General features: G+C 64.2%; 14 protein-coding genes and 1 pseudogene. 8 read left to right on the top strand and 7 right to left on the bottom strand.

The annotated features are described in order from the left end of the window. Nucleotides 1–103: 103 nt before the first annotated feature. The 5 genes and pseudogenes from ASE50_RS06295 to ASE50_RS06310 form a co-directional block, all read right to left on the bottom strand. Nucleotides 104–907 (bottom strand): SDR family NAD(P)-dependent oxidoreductase, encoded by an 804-nt coding sequence (locus ASE50_RS06295; protein ID WP_056397228.1) that lies wholly within the window; start codon nucleotides 905–907, stop codon nucleotides 104–106. 11 nt (nucleotides 908–918) lie between these two features. After that, nucleotides 919–1,710 (bottom strand): GMC family oxidoreductase, encoded by a 792-nt coding sequence (locus tag ASE50_RS19665; RefSeq protein WP_321163366.1) that lies wholly within the window; start codon nucleotides 1,708–1,710, stop codon nucleotides 919–921. Next, nucleotides 1,613–1,954 (bottom strand): annotated as a pseudogene (locus ASE50_RS19455) (SDR family NAD(P)-dependent oxidoreductase); the annotation flags it as partial. The pseudogene ASE50_RS19455 and the gene ASE50_RS19665, both read right to left, overlap by 98 nt. Before the next feature lie 542 nt (nucleotides 1,955–2,496). Next, nucleotides 2,497–3,606 (bottom strand): alkene reductase, encoded by a 1,110-nt coding sequence (locus tag ASE50_RS06305; RefSeq protein WP_056397233.1) that lies wholly within the window; start codon nucleotides 3,604–3,606, stop codon nucleotides 2,497–2,499. Nucleotides 3,607–3,876: 270 nt separating this feature from the next. Then, complete coding sequence (locus tag ASE50_RS06310) at nucleotides 3,877–4,602, bottom strand: SDR family oxidoreductase (protein ID WP_056397236.1); 726 nt, start codon at nucleotides 4,600–4,602, stop codon at nucleotides 3,877–3,879. A 148-nt stretch (nucleotides 4,603–4,750) separates the two neighbouring features. On the opposite strand from ASE50_RS06310, the gene ASE50_RS06315 reads away from it, so the two are divergent. After that, nucleotides 4,751–5,647 (top strand): AraC family transcriptional regulator, encoded by an 897-nt coding sequence (locus tag ASE50_RS06315; protein WP_056397243.1) that lies wholly within the window; start codon nucleotides 4,751–4,753, stop codon nucleotides 5,645–5,647. Between the two features lie 329 nt (nucleotides 5,648–5,976). On the opposite strand, the gene ASE50_RS06320 is transcribed toward ASE50_RS06315, so the two are convergent. Further along, nucleotides 5,977–6,999, bottom strand: a complete 1,023-nt coding sequence (locus tag ASE50_RS06320) for an IS110 family transposase (protein WP_055996930.1) — start codon at nucleotides 6,997–6,999, stop codon at nucleotides 5,977–5,979. A 230-nt stretch (nucleotides 7,000–7,229) separates the two neighbouring features. Next, nucleotides 7,230–7,976 (bottom strand): Crp/Fnr family transcriptional regulator, encoded by a 747-nt coding sequence (locus ASE50_RS06325; RefSeq protein WP_162234708.1) that lies wholly within the window; start codon nucleotides 7,974–7,976, stop codon nucleotides 7,230–7,232. Between the two features lie 270 nt (nucleotides 7,977–8,246). Between ASE50_RS06325 and ASE50_RS06330 the strand changes: the two genes are divergently transcribed. From ASE50_RS06330 to ASE50_RS18190, 7 genes are all read left to right on the top strand, one after another. Further along, entirely contained in the window at nucleotides 8,247–9,197 is a 951-nt protein-coding gene (locus tag ASE50_RS06330; protein WP_235512219.1) for an alpha/beta hydrolase, read from the top strand. 49 nt (nucleotides 9,198–9,246) lie between these two features. After that, a complete protein-coding gene (locus tag ASE50_RS06335; RefSeq protein WP_321163367.1) occupies nucleotides 9,247–9,822 on the top strand; it encodes a hypothetical protein in 576 nt (191 codons plus the stop codon). Between the two features lie 80 nt (nucleotides 9,823–9,902). Next, the gene (locus ASE50_RS06340; protein WP_056397252.1) at nucleotides 9,903–11,933 is read left to right on the top strand and encodes an alpha/beta fold hydrolase; all 2,031 of its coding nucleotides are present in this window, start codon (nucleotides 9,903–9,905) and stop codon (nucleotides 11,931–11,933) included. Nucleotides 11,934–11,944: 11 nt separating this feature from the next. Beyond that, on the top strand, nucleotides 11,945–13,030 hold the full coding sequence (locus tag ASE50_RS06345) for a catalase family protein (RefSeq protein ID WP_056397656.1): 1,086 nt from the start codon (nucleotides 11,945–11,947) through the stop codon (nucleotides 13,028–13,030). A gap of 81 nt (nucleotides 13,031–13,111) precedes the next feature. After that, entirely contained in the window at nucleotides 13,112–13,873 is a 762-nt protein-coding gene (locus ASE50_RS06350) for an SDR family NAD(P)-dependent oxidoreductase (RefSeq protein ID WP_056397257.1), read from the top strand. A gap of 541 nt (nucleotides 13,874–14,414) precedes the next feature. Beyond that, nucleotides 14,415–17,696 carry a family 43 glycosylhydrolase gene (locus tag ASE50_RS06355; protein ID WP_200909515.1) on the top strand — a complete coding sequence of 1,094 codons (3,282 nt, stop codon included), beginning with the start codon at nucleotides 14,415–14,417 and terminating at the stop codon, nucleotides 17,694–17,696. A gap of 252 nt (nucleotides 17,697–17,948) precedes the next feature. After that, nucleotides 17,949–19,070 (top strand): serine hydrolase domain-containing protein, encoded by a 1,122-nt coding sequence (locus ASE50_RS18190; protein WP_156347406.1) that lies wholly within the window; start codon nucleotides 17,949–17,951, stop codon nucleotides 19,068–19,070. The last annotated feature ends 101 nt before the right edge of the window (nucleotides 19,071–19,171 follow it).

Here is a 19,171-nt window from a genome sequence, read left to right on the forward strand (position 1 = left end):
TCAGACACACCTCCAAGTCCATAACAGCCTCTAGGTGTCCTTGCCATGGGTTAGGTTTGGCTTGTCTGGCAGCTATGCATGCCGCAGCCTGTGTTCCAACTGGTCACCCCGCGATGGTGAACACTGAGCCGGAGTCGACACGGATACCAGCGCCGTTTATAAAACTGGCGCGTTCGGAGACGAGGAACGCGACCGCCGCTGCCACCTCTTCCGGCTTGCCCCGCCGCTTCAGCACCATGCCTGGCCGTTCTTCGTTGAGGAAGCTGGAGATCGCCTCGTCGAAGGTGGTACCCTTCTCCTCGGCGCGCTTGCGCATCATCGCATCGGTCATCGGTGTTGCGATGAACGCCGGCGACACGGTGTTGACCAGCACGTTATCGCAGCCGTAGGCTTTGGAAAGTCCCTTTGCGAGGCTGAGGATACCTGCCTTCGACGCACAATAGGCGAGTTCGTCAACGTACGGCTGCACTGCATCCTCGGACGCGAACAGCACGATCCGTCCCCAGCCCTTCGTCCGCATCGCCGGTATCGCCTCGCGGCACATCCGCACCGCCCCCATCAGATTGATGTTCAGCGTCTCGAGCCAACCGGCATCGTTGACATCGAGGAAGTCGCCGGTCGCGCCGGTGACGCCGGCAGCGTTGACGTAGATATCGGGTTCTCCCAGCTTCTCGCGGACCTGCTGCCAGATCGCTTCGACCTCGTCGAGCTTGGTGACGTCCCCGGTCACCGCGACGATCTCGCCAAGCGGCGACAGTTCGTCGACCGCCTCATCCAGCGTGCCGTCCGGCTTGTCAGTGATCGCGACGCGGACTCCTGCCTCAAGCAATAGCCGCGCAGTTTCCTTTCCCATGCCAGAGTCTGCTCCACTGATCAACGCGATGCGGCCTTTGATACCCAGATCCATGTCTCTCTCCTTCAACCTCGCGTCGCGAGGAAACGGTCGGCGGTGCGCAGCGACAGTGCCATGATCGTCAACGCCGGATTAGCAGCAAGCGCGCTCGGGAAGACCGAATTGTCGCAGATGAACAGGTTGTCGATATCGAAGCTGCGTCCGTCGGCGTCGACCACGGCACGGTCGCCGTCTTGGCCCATCCGGCACGTGCCGATCGTGTGCGCCGAGCGGTCGACCGCGAAGATGTCGCGCGCGCCCGCCGCTTCCCAGATCGCGGTCATCGTCTTTCGCGCATGAGCGTCGATCGCGCGTTCGTTCGGCCCGTAGCTGAAGTCGATCCGCGCCTTGCGCAATCCATAGGCGTCGGTCTCGTCCGCCAGCGTCAGCCGGTTGTCGTCGGACGGCAGGCATTCGCCATTGATGCCGATTCCACCCAACCGGTTGTAATCGTCGAGAAGGTCGACCAACGCCCGCCCCCACAACCCGGCACCGCGCGCTAAATTGGTGGCGAGCGTCACCGGCATCACGCCTAGGCTTTGGATCAAATAGCCGCCGGCATGGTCGGCGTCGCCGGCCCGCATCATGTCCTCTGTGATCAGCGACGAGGGGTAGCCGCGGTTCATCCGCATGTCGGCATCGAACCGACCCCACACCTGCGTCGCGACATGCGCCATGAAGTTGCGCCCGACCTGACCGCTTGAATTGGCGAGATCGAGGTTGAGTAGTAATCGCGGCGTCTCGACCCCGCCGGCGCACAGAAACAGCGCGCGACAGGATAGCGTTGTTGACCCAGGCATCGATCGGCCCAAGCTCATCCTCTATTCGCGCTGCGGCGGCGTCGACCGCGTCTGCGTCCACGACGTCGACACTGATCGCCAGGACTTTTGAGGCGCCTGCCAACAAAAGCATCGCCTGCGCTTGCTCGAGCCGAGCCCGGTGGCGCCCCAAGATGCCTAGCTGCCAACCGGCAATCGCAAACTTCTCGGCAATGGCAAGTCCGATGCCTGCACTGCCGCCCGTCACCACTATGGTCTTCGCCATATCAGCCTCGCAAAACATTGTGATAATGCCCCGAGGTAGAATGACCGGCGCACGATGCGCCTGGGGATCAAGACGGGAACGTCTTCGGCCCGCATCATATCCGCAGCTCGGTCATTATATCTATTCGAATACGATCCATCGGATCGCGGCATACTAGCCTAGGACCGCTGATGGATTGGTCTTCGGATCGTTACGCTCGTAGGCTCTGACCCTCTTGAAGGGTAGAATTGTTCTCATCCTCGTGTTGAGCGGCTTCGACCCAATCCCGGACATTCAGTTGTCATCTTCCAAAGCTCCAACTTCGGACCCCCATTAATGTCGGAAGCGGGGACTGCGTCATAGGCGCTTTCCCCGCCGAACCGCACGGCAGCTTCCCGAGGAAAAATTTAGAGAAGCAGCGCCAATGGCAGCACTGTCGGCGCGGCGGCTGGACTTGCGATCGCCCCTGCGCCGACGGTGGCCACAACCCCAACCTCGCTCACCGACACCCGGAGGCCTCATCGCGATTAATCTGCGGTATGAGCTCGATCCTACGGCTGGCTCTGATGTGAGGGGCTGGGTCAGCTGCGATCCGGATTCCCGCGCATCGTCGGCCAGTCGGAATAGCCGACCGACCCGCCGCCATACCAATACTCTTTTGGCGCCTCTGCAAGCGGCGCACCTGTGCGCAGGCGATCAACGAGATCGGGGTTGGCAATGAACGGCCGCCCCATGCTGAACAGGTCGGCATCGCCACGCTCAAGAACCTCTTCGGCCAGCTTGAGCGTGTACTGGTTGTTCGCGATATAAGCCCCTTTGAAGCGCTTGCGCAGCGCAGCAAAGTCGACGCCATCTGCATCACGTGTCTGCTGCGTCACGCCCTCGATGTCGTGGACATAGAGCAGGCCGCGCTGAGACAGCGCATCAACATAAATGCCGAAGGTTTCCATCACGGTGCTGTCGAGCGGCGTCTCGCCGGGCATTGTCGTTGCTGGCGACAACCGGATGCCGACACGCCCTGCGCCCCAAACGCCGACGACCGCGTCGACGACCTCGAGGGGGAAGCGCAGACGGTTTTCGATTGACCCGCCATAGGGGTCGGTTCGCCGGTTGGTGCTGTCGCGTACGAACTGTTCAAGCAGATAGTTGTTCGCCGAATGGACTTCGACCCCATCGAACCCTGCCGCCTTGGCGTTGGTGGCGGCGCGACGATAATCCTCGACGATGCCAGGGATCTCGTCCGTTTCCAGGGCTCGCGGCGTTACGTGGTCCTTCATCCCATCCTTGGTGAATGCCTGTCCAACCGGCTTGATGGCCGACGGCGCAACCGGCGGTTTTCCGCCCTGTAGGTCCGGATGCGAGATACGCCCAGTATGCCACAACTGAAGAAATATGACGCCGCCACGATCATGGACAGCCTGCACGATCGGGCGCCACGCCTCGATTTGCTGTTCGTTCCAGATACCCGGTGTTAACGCATAGCCGACCGCCTGGGGAGATACGTTGGTCGCTTCGCTTATGATGATCCCGGCGTCAGCGCGCTGTGAGTAATAGTCTGCGGCGAAAGCGGGCGGGATCCCGTCGTCGTTCGAACGGCTGCGCGTCAACGGCGCCATGACGATGCGGTTGCGCAGCGACAGGTCGCCGATCTGGACGGGCTGCAATATGGGCGATGCGGAATGGTCGGGCATGGTCGGCGATATCCATCAAGCAGTGCAAGATCAGGAACGCTGAACGGACAAGCTGCCGTTACGGTCCGGCGTTCGGCCACATTCATGGTCGGTTGAACCGATCTGGAAGAGATGCTGGTGGCGCGTTGACGGCCGCAATGGCCTCCTATGCGATCATGACCGAACCCCAGTCGTTTCGATCCCCTCCTGGCTAACTGATCTCAGCGCTCGTCAATGTGTATGAACTCGTCGTTTGGGCGTCCCCGCTTCGGCACCGGCACGCCCAAGCATTTACATGTCCGCTGCGGTCGGGCGAACGATCACCTCATTGATGTCGACACCCTCCGGCTGCTCGATGGCATAGCGAACGGCTCGCGCGATCGCGTCCGGCGTCAGCGACTTCTTTCGCCATCCGGTCAGGGCCGCAGCAACCTCAGGATCGGTGATGTCATGGCCCAGCTCGGTGGCGACCACGCCCGGCGAGATCAACGTCGAACGGACCTCGTCATGCTCCTGCCGCAGCCCTTCAGTGATGGCGCGTACGGCATGTTTGGTGGCGCAATAAACCGCGGCGGTCGGCATCACCATGTGTGCGGCGACCGAGGCGACATTGACGACATGCCCCCTTCGCTGAGCCACGAACCGCGGCAGGACCGCGGCGATGCCGTTGAGGACGCCGTGGATGTTGACGTCGACCATCCGCTTCCACTCGTCGCGCTTGAGCGCAGCGAGCGGTGAGAGGGGCATCACACCCGCATTGTTGACCAGCACGTCGACACGTCCGAAGCGCGCTTCAGCGGCCTCCACGAACGCATCGAAATCGGCGCCGTAGGTGACGTCGAGTTCGCGCCAGGCGACGGTCTCGCCCAGTTCCTCCGCCAGTGCCTTCAGGCGCTCTCCGCGACGCGCGCCGATGAACAGCCGGGTGCCGGTCGCAGCCATTTCTCGCGCAGTTGCCTCGCCGATCCCACTCGACGCGCCTGTGATGAGGACGACCTTGTCAATATTTCCTGCCATGATGCAGTCCTTCCGTTGTGGTGACGGGACGCAGATGGGCCATCGTCCATGTCGCACGGTAGAGTGATTGCCCTAATGGCTTGCACGATCCTCTAGAATTAACGCCAGATGTTTGCCCACAGCTCGCAATTGGAGAAGGATCGTCGGCATGGACCGGATCGCCGAACTCTCTGCCCTCATCCATCGACACGTCGTGGGTACAGGCATTTGCAGCACGGCGATGCCGCATGTTTCGCTGATCCGGGCCGACGCACCGAGCACCCCCACGCCTGCCGTCTACGAGGCCTCCCTTTGCATAATAGCCCAGGGGTCTAAGCGGGTGTCGATCGGCGAGCACAGCGTGGTCTATGATGCGGCCCATTACCTCTTGGTCTCGGTCGACTTGCCGCTGGTCGGTCATGTGCTCGATGCGAGCCCCGAGCGACCCTATCTCTGCTGCAAGATCGATCTCGATGCCTCGATCCTGGCCGATCTCATGGCGATCGAAGGCGGCGGGCTGGTCCGAACAGACTTGCCGGTGCTTGGCGTCTACCCCGGCGATCCCGACCTGATCGACGCGGCATGCCGGCTGGTCGGCCTGCTCGACCGACCCGACACGATCCGCGCGCTGGCGCCGCTGATCGAGCGCGAGATCCTCTATCGTCTGCTCACCGGACCGCATGGTCCGATGCTTCGTCACGTCGCAACCGCTGGCAGCCATCTCAATCAGGTCAGCCGCGCCATCGCCGCCATCCGCCGGCGTTTCGACGCGCCGATCCGCATCGACGATGTCGCAGCCGAGGCCGGCATGAGCTCCTCCTCGCTCCACGTACACTTCAAGGCGATTACCCGCATGACGCCGCTGGAGTATCAAAAACAGCTGCGGTTGCAGGAGGCTAGACGCCTGATGCTGACGGAGGGCGCCACGGCGAGCACCGCAGGCTTTGCCGTCGGCTATGAGAGCCCATCGCAATTCAGCCGCGAATACAGGCGACTGTTCGGCGCGCCTCCACGTGCCGACATCGAACGACTCCACGCTGCGCCAGCAGCCGCCATGGCGCTGTGACAATGGCTCGGGTCGCGACCGGTGCTTCAAAATGCTGTGATCAGCTGATGCTGGGACGCAGACCCATGTGTAGACGGCCCTCCGTTGGCAAGTACGACATTCGCCTAGCATTGCTGGTTGGTGCGGCCATGTGTCCGACCTGTTGGTGCGACATGTAGCCGCTGGCCGTAATGCCATTCGCGCGTCTCGGGTCCCGATCACATCCGCGCACTCGAGGTGCTTGGGTCATTGTGGGTTTTCCCGATCCGGCGGTTCAACCGGCTTGTTGCATTAGCTCCTGTTCGCCCTTTCCAACCTCGTGCGGCGCGGTTGCCCGCTCCGTATCCTAATTACGCGACCTGCGGCTCCCGATACCGTTCGCCGCTGGCCATCATCGCCCAGATCATGCGGGCGTTCTTGTTGGCGAGCGCGACCGCCGCGACCTTCGTCTTCCGCCGGGCAAGTAGCTGGACAAGCCACGGCCGTTTGGCTCCGTTCCGCTCGGCAAAGCGCACTACCGCCATGGCGCCGACGATCAGCATCTGGCGCAGATACTGGTGCCCGGCCTTGGTTATGCCGCCGAGCCGCTCTTTGCCACCGCTCGAGTTCTGCCGCGGTACCAGCCCGATCCAGGCAGCCAGGTTACGGCCCGAACGGAAGATTGCCGGGTCAGGCACGGTGGCGACGATGGCGCTGGCGAGCAGTGGGCCCACGCCGGGTATCTCCATCAGCCGACGGCCAAGCTCGGTCTCGCGCGCGCTGGCCAAGATGCGGCGGTCGTTCTCAAGGATCTGTTCTTTTACGATGCGCAACTGAGCCGCCAGCATCTCCAGACAGAACCGTGCATCGGCCGGCACTCGATTGTCGGTCGGGTCGGCAATTACGTCGAGGAGCTGCTCGATACCGTTCCTCCCGATCGGCGCTGCAATCCCGAACTCGGCCAAGTGCGCTCGCATCGCATTCGACAGCTGCGTCCGCTGGCGGTTGAGGATCAGGCGGACACGATGCAGCATCATCGCGCTCTGCTGCTCGGGCGACTTGATGCCGACGAAGCGCATCGTCGGCCGTGTCACCGCCTCGCAGATCGCCTCGGCATCGGCTGCATCGTTCTTACCGCGCTTGACGTACGGCTTCACGTACTGCGCCGGCATAAGCTTCACGTCATGACCGAGCGCGACAAGCTCGCGCGCCCAGTAGTGCGAGGTTGCGCACGCCTCGATGCCGACCAGACATGGCGGCAGCTTGGCGAAGAACTTTAGCATGCGCCCGCGGCTCAACCGCTGCCGGACCACCGCCGCACCTTCAGCGTTAACGCCGTGCACCTGAAACACGTTCTTCGCGATATCGAGACCTACAGTCGTGACGTTCCCCACAGTGACTCTCCTTCCGGCTCTCCGCAGATCATTCTGCGAGAGGGTTGGAGAGCCGTCCACGTCATCACATCCGGACATTCGCGACGTATCTACCCTACCCCAATTTCGGCCATTCGTTCATTTTGATTGAGCGTCCAATCTTACCGGTCGGGGCAGGTCGGCGAAATTTGAGTGGTTTCAAGCTATATATACGGTCCCCCGGGGGGCGAACGTCAGCAAATTCAATTTGATTAGAGGCTTAGTAGGCGTCGGTATTCCGCCTCAGCGAACCCGTAGGTGTCACCAGCTAGGCGCAGCAGCCGATCCCGGTCACGCACGATGACGCGCCCACGCACGGAGCGAACAGCCTCATCCTCTTCGAGCTTGTGGAGTGCGTCGGTCACGCTGCTGCGGCGGACGCCGAGCATGAGCCTGAACTCCTCGTGCGTCATGCAGATGTCGTCCTCGCGTACCCGGTCGTGATAGAGCAGGATCCATCGCGCCATCCGCCGCTCGATCGAATGCGCGAGCGACGAGACGATCGTCCTGGACATCTGGGTCATGACCACGTCGACGAAGCGGAGCAGGACGGTTCGGATCTCTGGACGTTCGACCAGTATCCTGTGCAATGCTGTGGCCGACAGCCTCATAGCCGTGCCGTGTTCGGCCCGCATCACCACGTCATGCGACCAGCGCTTGTTGCCAAGTAGCAACTGCCAACCAATGAACCCCTCGCTTCCGACCAGCGCGACCGCGTAGCGGCGGTCGCCCTCGAGTGAGTCGAGTATCGCAGCGATCCCGGTCAACGGGAAGCAGATGCTGTCTGCCGCATCGCCGGCGCGCGCGATCATGTCACCGTTGCGGAACGGCACCAGTTCCAGATGCGGCGCAAGGGCGGCGCGGTCAGCGTCATTCAAAAGACGTAGCAGCGCATTCGCCTCGCACGGCAACGCGTTGGAACTGGGGGTCCCATCCACCTTCAAAGCCTGATCATCCATGCCGCCGTCCATACTTCCGAACCTCGCTGCTCAAACGCTTGGGTCTACTTTCGTACCGAAACGCTGAGGCTCGCCCAATGGTTGGGAAACAGACAGTTACAGGAGGGACCATTGCGCAAAACCATTCTAACGCTGATCGCCGCGTCGACCGCGATCGCAGGCATTCCAGCTCTGGCCCAGTCACCTCGCTCGATTGCCGCCCCTCCTCCGCCACCGCCGCCCGCGACATCTGTGCAGCCCCCGAAAGCCGCACCCGACATGCAGTCAGTCTTGGACGCGCTCGCGTCGCTCGGAGGCAAGCCGATCGAAACGCTCACGCCTGCGGAAGCCCGCATGCAGCCTTCGGCCGCGGACGGAGCCAAGGCGGCGATGCGGAAGAAGGGAATGTCGACCGCGCCTGATTCGTCGGTGACGACGCAGGACCTGCCGTACGGCAGCGACCCCAAGCAATTCGCGCGCATCTACAAGCCGGCCGGCGCACCTGCGGGTGGCAAGCCGATGCCGGTCATCGTCTACTACCACGGCGGTGGTTGGGTCATTGCCGACGTCGACACCTACGATGCCGCACCGCAGGCCATGTCGAAGGCGCTGAACGCTATCGTCGTCTCGGTCGAGTACCGCCACGCACCCGAGTTCAAGTTTCCGGCGCAGCATGATGATGCGGCTGCTGCCTATCGCTGGACGCTGCAGAATGCGGCGAGTTGGGGTGGCGACCCTGCACGGATCGCGACGGTCGGCGAGAGCGCCGGCGGCAACCTTGCGGTCGCGACCGCGATCTACGCGCGTGACAACGGCCTGACGTTGCCGCGGCACATCGTCTCGGTCTATCCGATCGCAAACAGCAGCATGACGCTCCCATCGCGACGGGACTCGGCGAACGCCAAGCCGCTCAACAGTGCCATGCTGCCGTGGTTCGGCTACTACTACCAAACCAGCAAGGCCGACGCGCAGGATCCCCGGCTGAACCTAGTCGCGGCCAACCTGCGCGGGCTTCCCCCTACGACCATCATCAACGCGCAGATCGATCCGCTACGCTCGGATGGAGAGACGCTGGCGGCCGCGATGCGGGCGGCCGGTGACAAGGTCGAGCAGAAGACCTTCCCGGGCGTGACCCATGAGTTCTTCGGCATGGCCAAGGCCGTGAACGGCGCCAAGCAGGCGAATGATCTCGCAGTCGCACGGCTAAAGATGGCGTTCGAAGTGCCAGCAACCCGCCGCTGAGCGTGACGGCGGCGGCGTCGAGCCGCCGCCTCCTTGCCGGAGAGGACCAATGACCATGACCCAGACCCCCGTCCGATATTCTCCCGACGTTGAGGATGTGAAACCCGACGAAGCCGAGACGATCACGAAGCTCAACGAGACGTTCGACAAGATTCTTGAGACGACAGCGGAGGACTATGGTCACGCTGTACGTTCGGTCCACGCCAAGGCGCACGGCTTCCTCGATGGGGTGCTAGTTGTCCATGACCGGCTTTCCCCCGAGCTGGCCCAAGGCCTGTTTGCCACCCCGGGCGAGCACAAGGTCGTCATGCGCTTCTCGACCAACGCGGGCGACATCCTGCCGGATACCATCAGCCTGCCGCGTGGTCTGGCGCTGAAGGTGATGGACGTCGACGGTGAACGCCTGCCCGGTGCCGACGGACAGACGCAGGACTTCGTCATGGTCAACGGCCCGGTGTTCCAGAACAAGACCGCCGCCCAGTTCCTGGGTAAACGGCTGCCCCTATCACGAGCCTGTTGGCGGTCGCGCCTGAACGGCGAAGGTGGCGTTCGGTCCCTTGACGCTGACCGTGGACAGATCGGCTTGGAGGCGAATTGGGCACTTGGCCGTTCTGAAGGCCGTTGAACCGCTGGTTTCGCAGCGACGGTGAAATGGCAGGGTCGACGAAACGTCCGCAAAGGTTTGAACCGCCAGGAGGCTGACGAATGCCGATGATTACCGCCGGCGACCTCAACATGGAGGTGTCGATTCACGGCGCGGAGGAGGGACAGCCGGTGCTCCTCCTCCATGGCTGGCCGGATGACGCTTCGACGTGGGATCAGGTGGCGCCCACACTGGCCGCGGAAGGGTTCCGCGTCATCGTCCCGACGTTGCGTGGGTTCGGCGCCACGCGTTTTCACAACGACGATACCTCGCGAACCGGCAACAGCGCGATGCTCGCGATCGATATGATCGCGCTGCTCGACACGCTCGGCATCGACCGCTTCATGGTCGCCGGGCACGATTGGGGATCGAACACCGCCGAGGCCTTGGCCGTCGGGTGGCCCGATCGGGTAGAGCGGATGGCCATGCTGTCGACCCCGCCCCGGCTCGGCGGCATGCCTACGCCGCCGTTCGAGCAGACCCAGCGGCAATGGTATCACTGGTTCATGGCAACCGCGCGCGGGGCGGAGGCGGTACGTGCGGACTGGCGCGGGTTCACCCATCTGCATTGGGTCAACTGGTCGCCACCGGGATGGTTCGACGAGGCGACGTTCGACCGTGTCGCCCGGTCGTTCGACAATTCCGACTGGGTCGACGTGACGCTCCACAGCTATCGCGCACGCTGGGGCGAAGCGGAACCCGATCCACGAAGCGCCTGGCTGGAGAACAAGGTCAAGGCGACCAAGACGTTGTCGCTGCCGACGATCTACATCCACGGCGATGCCGACGGCGTGAACCCTCCCTCGACCGCGAAGGACGTGCGAGCGAAATTCGCCGGGCCGTTCGCGCGCATCACCATGACCGGGGTCGGCCACTTCCCGCAGCGGGAGAACCCGCAAGCGGTGGTGCGCCACCTCCTTACCCTCTTCGCCGGCAATCCCGCCGTGCTCACCGATGTCACCGATAGGAACCTGTCCATGAAGAAAGCCGCCCCCTATGCCGCCGGGATTGCCGCCATCGGCTTGGTCGCCGCTGCCGCAGCCGGCGTTGCCCATGCCCAGGGACGCAGCGCACAGCTGACGCAGGTGGCGCAGTTCGATCATCAGGCGACCGGCGTGGCGGTGACCGAGGATGGACGGCGCTTCGTCAACTTCCCCCGCTGGACCGACGACGCGCCTATCTCCGTCGCCGAAGTGATGAAGGACGGATCCTTACGCCCCTATCCCGACGCCAAGTGGAACAGCTGGCGCAACGCCCGCGCCAACGAACTGCCGGTCGGTGAATATTTCGTCTGCGTGCAGTCGATCGTGCCCGATGGTCACGGCAATCTCTGGGTGCTCGATCCCGGCGCGCCGGGGAACGAGAAGATCCTCGAAGGCGCGCCCAAGCTCGTCCGCATCGATCTGGCGTCGAACACGGTGACGAAGACGATCCTGGTTCCCGGCGACGTCGCGCTGCAGGGCACGTATCTCAATGACATCCGCTTCTCGCCCGACGGCAAGACCGGCTACATCACCGACAGCGGCACGCGCGGCGCGATCATCGTCGTCGACCTGGAAAGCGGCAAGAGCCACCGCGCGCTCGATGGGTACGCCTCGACGCAGATCGACAAGACGGTGAAGGTTACGCTCGACGGCAAGCCGTTGGTCCGCCCCGATGGCCGGCAGCCCGCCTTCGCCGCCGATGGCATCGCCATCTCCAAGGACGGCAAGACGCTCTTCTATCAGGCGCTGACCGGAAAGACGCTCTATTCGATCGACACCGCGAAGCTGCGATCAGACGTCAGCGAGGCCGATAGGGCGGCAGCGGTGAAGACGGTCGCGCAGACCCACGTCGCTGATGGTCTGTGGATGAGTAAGGCAGGCGTGCTCTACCTGACCTCGCCCACTGACTATGCGATCAAGCGTCTGAACGGAGCGACCGTTGAGACAGTGCTGACCGATCGCCGGCTGCGTTGGCCCGACACCTTCTCGGAAGGGCGCGACGGGACGATGTACGTCACCGCCAGCCATATACAGGACACCAACTGGTTCACGCCCGGCGCACCGCCGTCGATCAAGACGCAGCTGTTCTCCTTCGCTCCCGCCAAGTGATCGGACATCCCATGACCTATCTTCGCTATTCGCCCGATGTCGAAACACGAGAGCCCGACGAACAGGAGAGCACCGACGGCATCATCCAGGGCATGACCCAGGAGAGCCAGACGGTCGAGAAGCGCGACGGGCACGCGGTGCGGGCGAGCCACGCCAAGAGCACGGCGTGCGTGATCGGCAAGCTCATCGTCGCGCCCGGATTGCCGCCCGAGCTCGCACAGGGCCTGTTCGCGGAACCTGGCACGTTCGATGTCGCCGTCCGCTTCGCGCAAGGACCCGGTGAGAAGCTCGGCGATCGCGTCTCGACCCATCGCGGCATGTCTATCAAGGTGTTCGGCGTCGAGGGCGCGAAGCTGCCCGGCCATGATGCGCCAACGCAGGACTTCGTCCTTGCCAGCGGCACGACCTTTCCGGCGGGGACCGCCGCCGGCTTCCTTTCCCAGGCCAAGAAGATCGGCCTGACGGTTCCGATGCCTGAGGGGGTGAAAAGCGCGGCCGCTTCCGTCGCTCGCAACATCAACAAGGTGCTGAACGCCGTCGGCGCGGGTCCAAGCCCGACGCTGGACTTCTACGGCCATCCCTTCAGCCACCCGCTGATCGAGGAATATTTCAGCCAATGCCCGGTGCGCTTCGGCGACCATGTCGCCAAGATCGGGGCGTTTCCCGTTGCAGCCGAGCAAAAGGCACTCGCCGATTGGCAGCTCGACCCTCATCAGGACGAGGATGGCTTCCGCCATGCCGCGGTGGATTACTTCGAGGGCAACGATGCGGTGTTCGAGCTTCGGGCGCAGCTGTGGACCGATGCCGAGACGCAGCCCATCGAGGACACCTCCGTCGACTGGCCGACGAGCGAAAGCCCGTATCGCACCGTCGCCACGATCCGACTGCCGCGGCAGTCAGCCTATGGTCCCGACCGCGTCCGCTACTTCGACGAGGTGATGACGTTCCGCCCGGCCCACAGTCTGGAAGTGCATCGCCCGCTCGGCGGCGTGATGCGCGCGCGCATGCAGGTCTACCAGGCGCTCAGCGACTTCCGCCACCGAGAGAACGGCATTGCCGCCGCGAACACCGCCGACATCCGGGACATTCCAGCCTAAGCTGAACGCCAGTGCTGACGATAGTGAAAGGACAATCATGAAGTTCGAAGGCAAGCACGACGTTCAGGCGGAGAATGCGTAATGGCGCGCTTTTCCAACAAGGTCATCGTCATCACCGGTGCCGCCTCGGGGATCGGTGAAGGCGCCGCGCGCCGCTTCGCTGAGGAAGGCGCAACGCTGGTGTTAGGCGACATCGACAAGGCCGCGCTCGACAAGCTGGCGGGCGAGCTGCACGGCACAGTCGAAACCCGCGAGATCGACGTGTCGGACCGCGCGGCATGTGAAGCTCTCGTCCAGGCTGCGATCGATCGCTTCAGTCGGATCGACGTGCTGGTCAACGACGCCGGCGTCGATCATCTGGGCAAAGTCGACGAGGGCGACTTCTCTGAATTCACCAAGGTGATCGAAACCGATCTCTATGGTGTCGTCCACATGAGCCGCGCGGCGATCGCGCACCTGCGGCAATCCAAGGGCTGCATCGTCAACGTGTCGTCAGTGTCGGGCCTGGGTGGCGACTGGAACCACAGCTTCTACTGCGCGGCGAAGGGGGCGGTCAGCAACTTTACCCGCGCGCTGGCAATGGACGAGGCGAAGCACGGCGTCCGCGTCAACGCGGTCAATCCGTCGCTCACCTACACCGCGCTGACCGCGGGCATGAAGAAACAGCCTGAGCTGATTGCCAAGTTCGAAGAGCGTATTCCGATGGGCCGCGGTGCCCAGCCCGCCGATATCTCGGGGGCGATCGCGTTCTTGGCGAGCGACGATGCGCATTACGTGACGGGCGTGAATCTGCCGGTCGATGGCGGGCTGACCGCGTCAAACGGGCAACCGCCGCTGTCTTAATGAATGTGAGGCGGGCCCTTGCGCCCGCCCACTATTCAGGATTGGACCGTGCCGCTGGTGCCAGATTCATCACGGGCAAATTGCTCATGCCAATGGAGTCACGTCGCAGCAATTTTGACCCAGAAGCGGACGTCCAGACGTCCTCGGCCGGTTCCCGAAAGCGGACACTCGTTAATCACGGCTTGGTCGCCGTCAGATTAGCTATGATGGCTTCACCAACCACGCTCGTTCGGTGTTCAGCCCGCCCCTTCCCTCTCGCGCAATTGGGTAGCGCACTGAATAGGAGTGTCCCGCACCCGCCTGTGCATAGAGCCACGCAAGCGCTGGGAGGCGAGCCCGCTCAGTGGGCGGACGGTTCCGGTTCTAGCTAAACGACCGGCTAGCCTTTATTCATCGTCCCGGGCTTGATCCGGGACGACGAGGTTCGGTGAGCGAGCGAGCTTCGAAGATCGGTCGGCCGGAGCTTCGACTTGACGGAATCAACGCCCTAGAGACGATGACGGCCCGGCGGATCGACCGCCCGGCGATCGGGAGACGATGGTTGAAGTTCACCTCAGGGTTCGCGCGCCCCCTGCTGCTGCTCGCCGCGGCGGTCGCGCTGAGCGGCGCGACGTCGGCGGCCGAACCCGTTGCGCCTGCGCCTGCCGGCGCGGCCTATCTCTTCGTCTATTTTACCGAGAACACGATCGACGGCGAGAAGCTGCGGTTCGCGATTTCTGACGGCAACAATGCCCTGCAGTGGAAGACGCTCAACGATGGCCGGCCGATGCTACAATCGAATGAGGGCACGCGCGGGCTGCGCGACCCGTTCATCATGCGCTCCGCGGAGGGCGACCGTTTCTTCCTGCTCGCCACCGATCTGTCGGCAGCGCGCACCGGCTGGGGCGACGCGACGCGCCACGGCAGCCAGTATCTCGAGATCTGGGAATCCACCGACCTGATCCATTGGGGCAAGCAGCGCCACGTTCGCGTCAACCTGCCTGCTGCCGGCATGACGTGGGCGCCCGAGGCGACCTATGACCCGACAATCGGCGCCTATGTCGTCTATTGGACCTCGACGCTCTACAAGGACGCGGCACATATGGTGGAGGATGGCGAGGGACCGCAGATCCTGACCGCCACAACCCGCGACTTCCGCACCTTCGCCACCCCGACGCCATGGTTCAAGGCCGCCGACGTGCCGGGCGCGGTCAGGGCCAAGGGGATGATCGACGCGACCGTGATGAAGGATCGCGGCCTTTATTACCGCTTCACCAAGATCAGCGACGCGCGCGCCTGCGCATCGAGCGACATCCTGGCGCAGGTCTCGCCATCGCTGCGCACTGACGGCGCCTCGGGGCAATGGAAGATCCTCGATCGCTGCATCGGCCGTCGCGCCGGCACGCCCGAAGTGGAGGGGCCTACCGCCTTCGTCGCCAATCCGGGCGACACAAGTGGGTTCAAATACTTCCTGTGGGTCGATGATTACGGCGGGGCCGGCTATATTCCGCTCGCCACCAACGCGCTCGACGGCAAGATCGCCTGGACCTATCCGCGCGACTTCCACCTGCCGCCGTCGCCGCGCCACGGCACCGTCCTGTCGATCACCGCGGCCGAACGCGAGCGGATCGAGGCGCACTGGCGCAGCACGACGCCGGAGGGCGCCGACGTCACGGCACGCTGGGTGGTGCCTCCGGTGCTGGCGTCGGGGACGCAGCTGCCGGTGCCGGTCGGCTTCGCCGCGACATGGCGCGCCGACGGGCAGGCGTTGCGCGACGACGTCCTCACCAACCGCGATGCGGCGGCGCGGGTCGTTCGGCTCGAGGGCAGACTGACGCGTGCGGACGGGACGACGCTCACCAAAAGCTTCACGGTCCGCGTGCTCAGCAGCGGCGCTCGGCAGTTGGAAGCCTATGCGCGCACGCCCACCGGCGCGCATGACGCGAACCAGCCGACCGTGGCGCGCAGCGTGCATCTCACGCTCTCCGGCGCCGATGGTCGCATGACGCCGCTCAACGACGATTATGGCGTGCTGTTCGCGAAGGGCGATTATACCGGCGTCGACCGGGTCGCATTGCGCGGGGTCGCCGATCCGTCGCTGTTCCACTTCGCAGACGGTGCGCTCGGCGTGATCGCGACGCGGGTCGATATGGCGGGCAAGCCCGATCCCGCCGAGACGGCGACTGTGATCTTCCGCAGCGATATCGCGCGCGCGGGCGACTTCGAGGAGTTGGGCACGCTCGACCTGCGCAGCGCCGATGGCGTTGCGCAGCCGCACGCGATCTGGGACAGCGCTGCGCGTCGCTATCTCGTATCATGGACTGACGGCAACGCGCAGCAGCGCTGGACGACGGTCGCCAATCTGGCTCGGACCGAGTGGCAGGCTGCGACGTGGCAGCCGGACGACGGGGGGCGGCGGCGGCGGATCGTCTCGGCCGGCAATGTCGGCGACGCGCGGATCGGGGCGGTGACCACCTCCGATACGCTGGCGATCAGCGCCGAAACCGCAGCCACCCTCACCCATCGCTTCGGCCGCGTCGTCAACACCAGCGCGACGGTCGCGCCGCAAAAGATCGCCGCGGGTCGCAGCACCGATCTTGGTAGCGCGCGGGTGACGCTCGGCTATTCGGACGGCTCCACCGCGACGCGCGCGGTCGACTGGGATGCCGCCGATCTGGCGAAGCTCACGCGACCGGGCCGCTATCTGGTCCATGGCACGGTCCGCCAGCGGCGCTATCCGGCGATCTTCGCCTATAACCGCGCCGATCCCGACATTTATCGCTGGGAGAAGGACGGGCGGGTGCGCTATCTGCTCACCGCCACCGACGACACCGACAACGACAATGTCGGCTCCGTGCACCTGCCGCTGCGCGTCGCCGACCGGATTGCAGACCTCGCCGATGCCAGTGGCGCGCGCGCGCGCGAGGTCGACCTGCTCAACCGCCGCGCCCGCCGTGACCGCACCACCGAAGGCCGCGTGATCGCCGGCTGTTACTGGGCGCCCGAAATCCACGAGATCGGCGGCAAGCTGTCGATCCTGTTCGCGCCCTGCTTCAACCCGAAGGACGACCAGTCGAACGAAGGCGGCGCGTGGTCGCGGGTCGCGTCGCACCTCATCCAGTTGCGCGAGGGCGGCGATCCCGCCAACCCGGTCGACTGGTCGCGGCCCGCCGCGATCCGCAAGGCCGACGGCACCCCGCTCGGCCGCGCGGAGATGCCGACGAACATAAGCCTCGACATGTCGTTCTTCACGGTCGGGGAACGGGCTTATTACATCTGGTCGCAGCGCTATCTGCCGGCGTCGGGCTCGCTCGGCGATCCGCTGACGTGGATCGCGCCGGTCGACCCCTCGCATCCGACACGGCTGGCCGGCGCGCCGATGCCGATCATCGCGCCGCAGACCTCGGTCGAGGAGAATCTTGCCGAGGGCGCGTTCGCGCTCAGCCGCAAGGGGCGGCTGACGCTCGTCTATTCCAGCTCGGGGGTCAGCCCAACCTATGTCGTCAACGGCATCTCCGCACCGCTCGATGCCGATCTGACGCGGATCGACTCGTGGCGGAAATGGGCGGCTCCGTTGCAGAAGAGCGTGGCGATGCCGGCCGGGGTCACCGACTATCGCCGCTACGAACAGGGGCCGGGGCATGGCGCCTTCACCACCGACGAGGACGGCAACACACTCTACGTCTACCATACCTGGGGCAATGGCGTCGGCGGCGACGGGCGTGATGCGCGGGTGCGTCGCGTCCATTGGGCCGCCGACGGTCGTCCGCTGCTCGACATGACCCGCGACGAGGAGGTCGCCCCCGCCAACCGCCGCGTAACGATGGTGGTAACAACGTCTTAGCAAGGCTTGGCGATTTGACGCACATTCGGTCGCTCGAGGTGAGACAGCCGCTACTCAGAAGCGGGCATTCATTCACAGCATCTCAAAGATGAAGTCTTAGCGGCTTTGAAGCTGATGGGAGGCGAGCGCCGGGTGATCAGCGCAGCGTATGTGATCGGCACGAAAGAAGATTGCAAATAGCGCAGCCAGCCGTAGTGTCGACGTAATACACCAAGTGATCGGTTGCGTTATGACGTTCCTGCGAATTCCCGAATGAACCTGACACGCAGGACAATCCTGATCGGGACCGCAGGCGCCTGCGCTACCGCCATGCCGACGCTGGCCGAGAGCCGGAAGCATCCGGCGGTGCAACTTCGGTCATGGATGGCGCTTGCTTCCGTACCGGGGGCAAGTTGGGCAACGCTCGACGGCGGCGCGGAGCCGGCGAGCGTTGCCGAAGGATACGCCAAAGCCGGCGAGGTAACGGCTACCACGAAGACGCTCTTCGAAGCCGCTTCCCTGTCGAAGCCGGTTCTGGCTGCTGCCATCCACGACCTCGTCCGTGATCGCCGTGTCGACCTCGACGAGCCGGTCGCCAGGCACGTTGATTTCACCACGGATGCCGCGACCCGGGCCATCACGCCGCGTCATCTGCTGTCGCATTCCAGTGGTCTGCCGAACTGGCGAACCGAAGCGAACAGTGATCTGGTGAGCAGGTTCAGGCCTGGCTCCGGCTTTCGTTATTCCGGGGAGGGCTACACCTTACTCGCGCGCCTCGCCGAGGCGATAACCGGGCAGACCGCGGCGGAGGTCATCCGCTCCCGAGTGCTGACGCCTGCAGGGATGACGCGAAGCAGCTACGGCTGGGCAGCCGGGCAAAAACCCATGGTGGCATGGGCCCATGATGCTGGCGGCGAACTGATGGCAGATGCGGGTCCCGCAAAGTTCCAGGCAAGCCGGGACGCCGGACCCCGGCGACCAGTTGAAACGTGGACACAGGGCGATCGGATTGCAGCGGCCAAAGCGCTAGGCAAACCGGCCTTGCCCGTCTTCATGACCCCGAACATGGCGGCGGGACTGTGGACGACTGCTGGCGACTACGCGCGATTCCTCAGCTTCGCTCAACGTTACCCGGCCATGAACACGCCGACCGTGAAAGTCGAAGCCGGTCTTTCCTGGGGCATGGGGTGGGGACTCGAACATTCAGGCTCGGATCGCTTCGCCTGGCACTGGGGCGCCAACGACGGCGTCGCCAACCTGTTCGTTCTTGATCTCGCCAGCGGAACCGGCTTGGTGGTGCTGACGAACGGTGCCGGCGGCCAAAGGGTCTATGAACGAGCCGCCCGCATCCATTTCGCACGCGAGTTCGACGCGCTGACGTGGTTGCAACCGTGACGTCGACTTGACCCAGTTCCGGTCATTCAGGGCACCCCGGCGATTTCTCAATCCCAGTCATTCGTTCAGGGGGTCATCGCAGAATGTCTTTCTGAACGTAC

Source organism: Sphingomonas sp. Leaf5 (assembly GCF_001421155.1).
GTDB lineage: Bacteria > Pseudomonadota > Alphaproteobacteria > Sphingomonadales > Sphingomonadaceae > Sphingomonas.

Bases quoted from the DNA above. Each gene is read 5' to 3' on its own strand.
- ASE50_RS06340 (WP_056397252.1), top strand. From the start codon at position 9,903: ATGCCGATGATTACCGCCGGCGACCTCAACATGGAGGTGTCGATTCAC.
- ASE50_RS06295 (WP_056397228.1), bottom strand. From the start codon at position 907: ATGGATCTGGGTATCAAAGGCCGCATCGCGTTGATCAGTGGAGCAGAC.
- ASE50_RS06305 (WP_056397233.1), bottom strand. From the start codon at position 3,606: ATGCCCGACCATTCCGCATCGCCCATATTGCAGCCCGTCCAGATCGGC.
- ASE50_RS06350 (WP_056397257.1), top strand. From the start codon at position 13,112: ATGGCGCGCTTTTCCAACAAGGTCATCGTCATCACCGGTGCCGCCTCG.
- ASE50_RS18190 (WP_156347406.1), top strand. From the start codon at position 17,949: ATGAACCTGACACGCAGGACAATCCTGATCGGGACCGCAGGCGCCTGC.
- ASE50_RS06315 (WP_056397243.1), top strand. From the start codon at position 4,751: ATGGACCGGATCGCCGAACTCTCTGCCCTCATCCATCGACACGTCGTG.
- ASE50_RS19665 (WP_321163366.1), bottom strand. From the start codon at position 1,710: ATGAGCTTGGGCCGATCGATGCCTGGGTCAACAACGCTATCCTGTCGC.
- ASE50_RS06345 (WP_056397656.1), top strand. From the start codon at position 11,945: ATGACCTATCTTCGCTATTCGCCCGATGTCGAAACACGAGAGCCCGAC.
- ASE50_RS06310 (WP_056397236.1), bottom strand. From the start codon at position 4,602: ATGGCAGGAAATATTGACAAGGTCGTCCTCATCACAGGCGCGTCGAGT.
- ASE50_RS06325 (WP_162234708.1), bottom strand. From the start codon at position 7,976: ATGGATGATCAGGCTTTGAAGGTGGATGGGACCCCCAGTTCCAACGCG.
- ASE50_RS06335 (WP_321163367.1), top strand. From the start codon at position 9,247: ATGACCATGACCCAGACCCCCGTCCGATATTCTCCCGACGTTGAGGAT.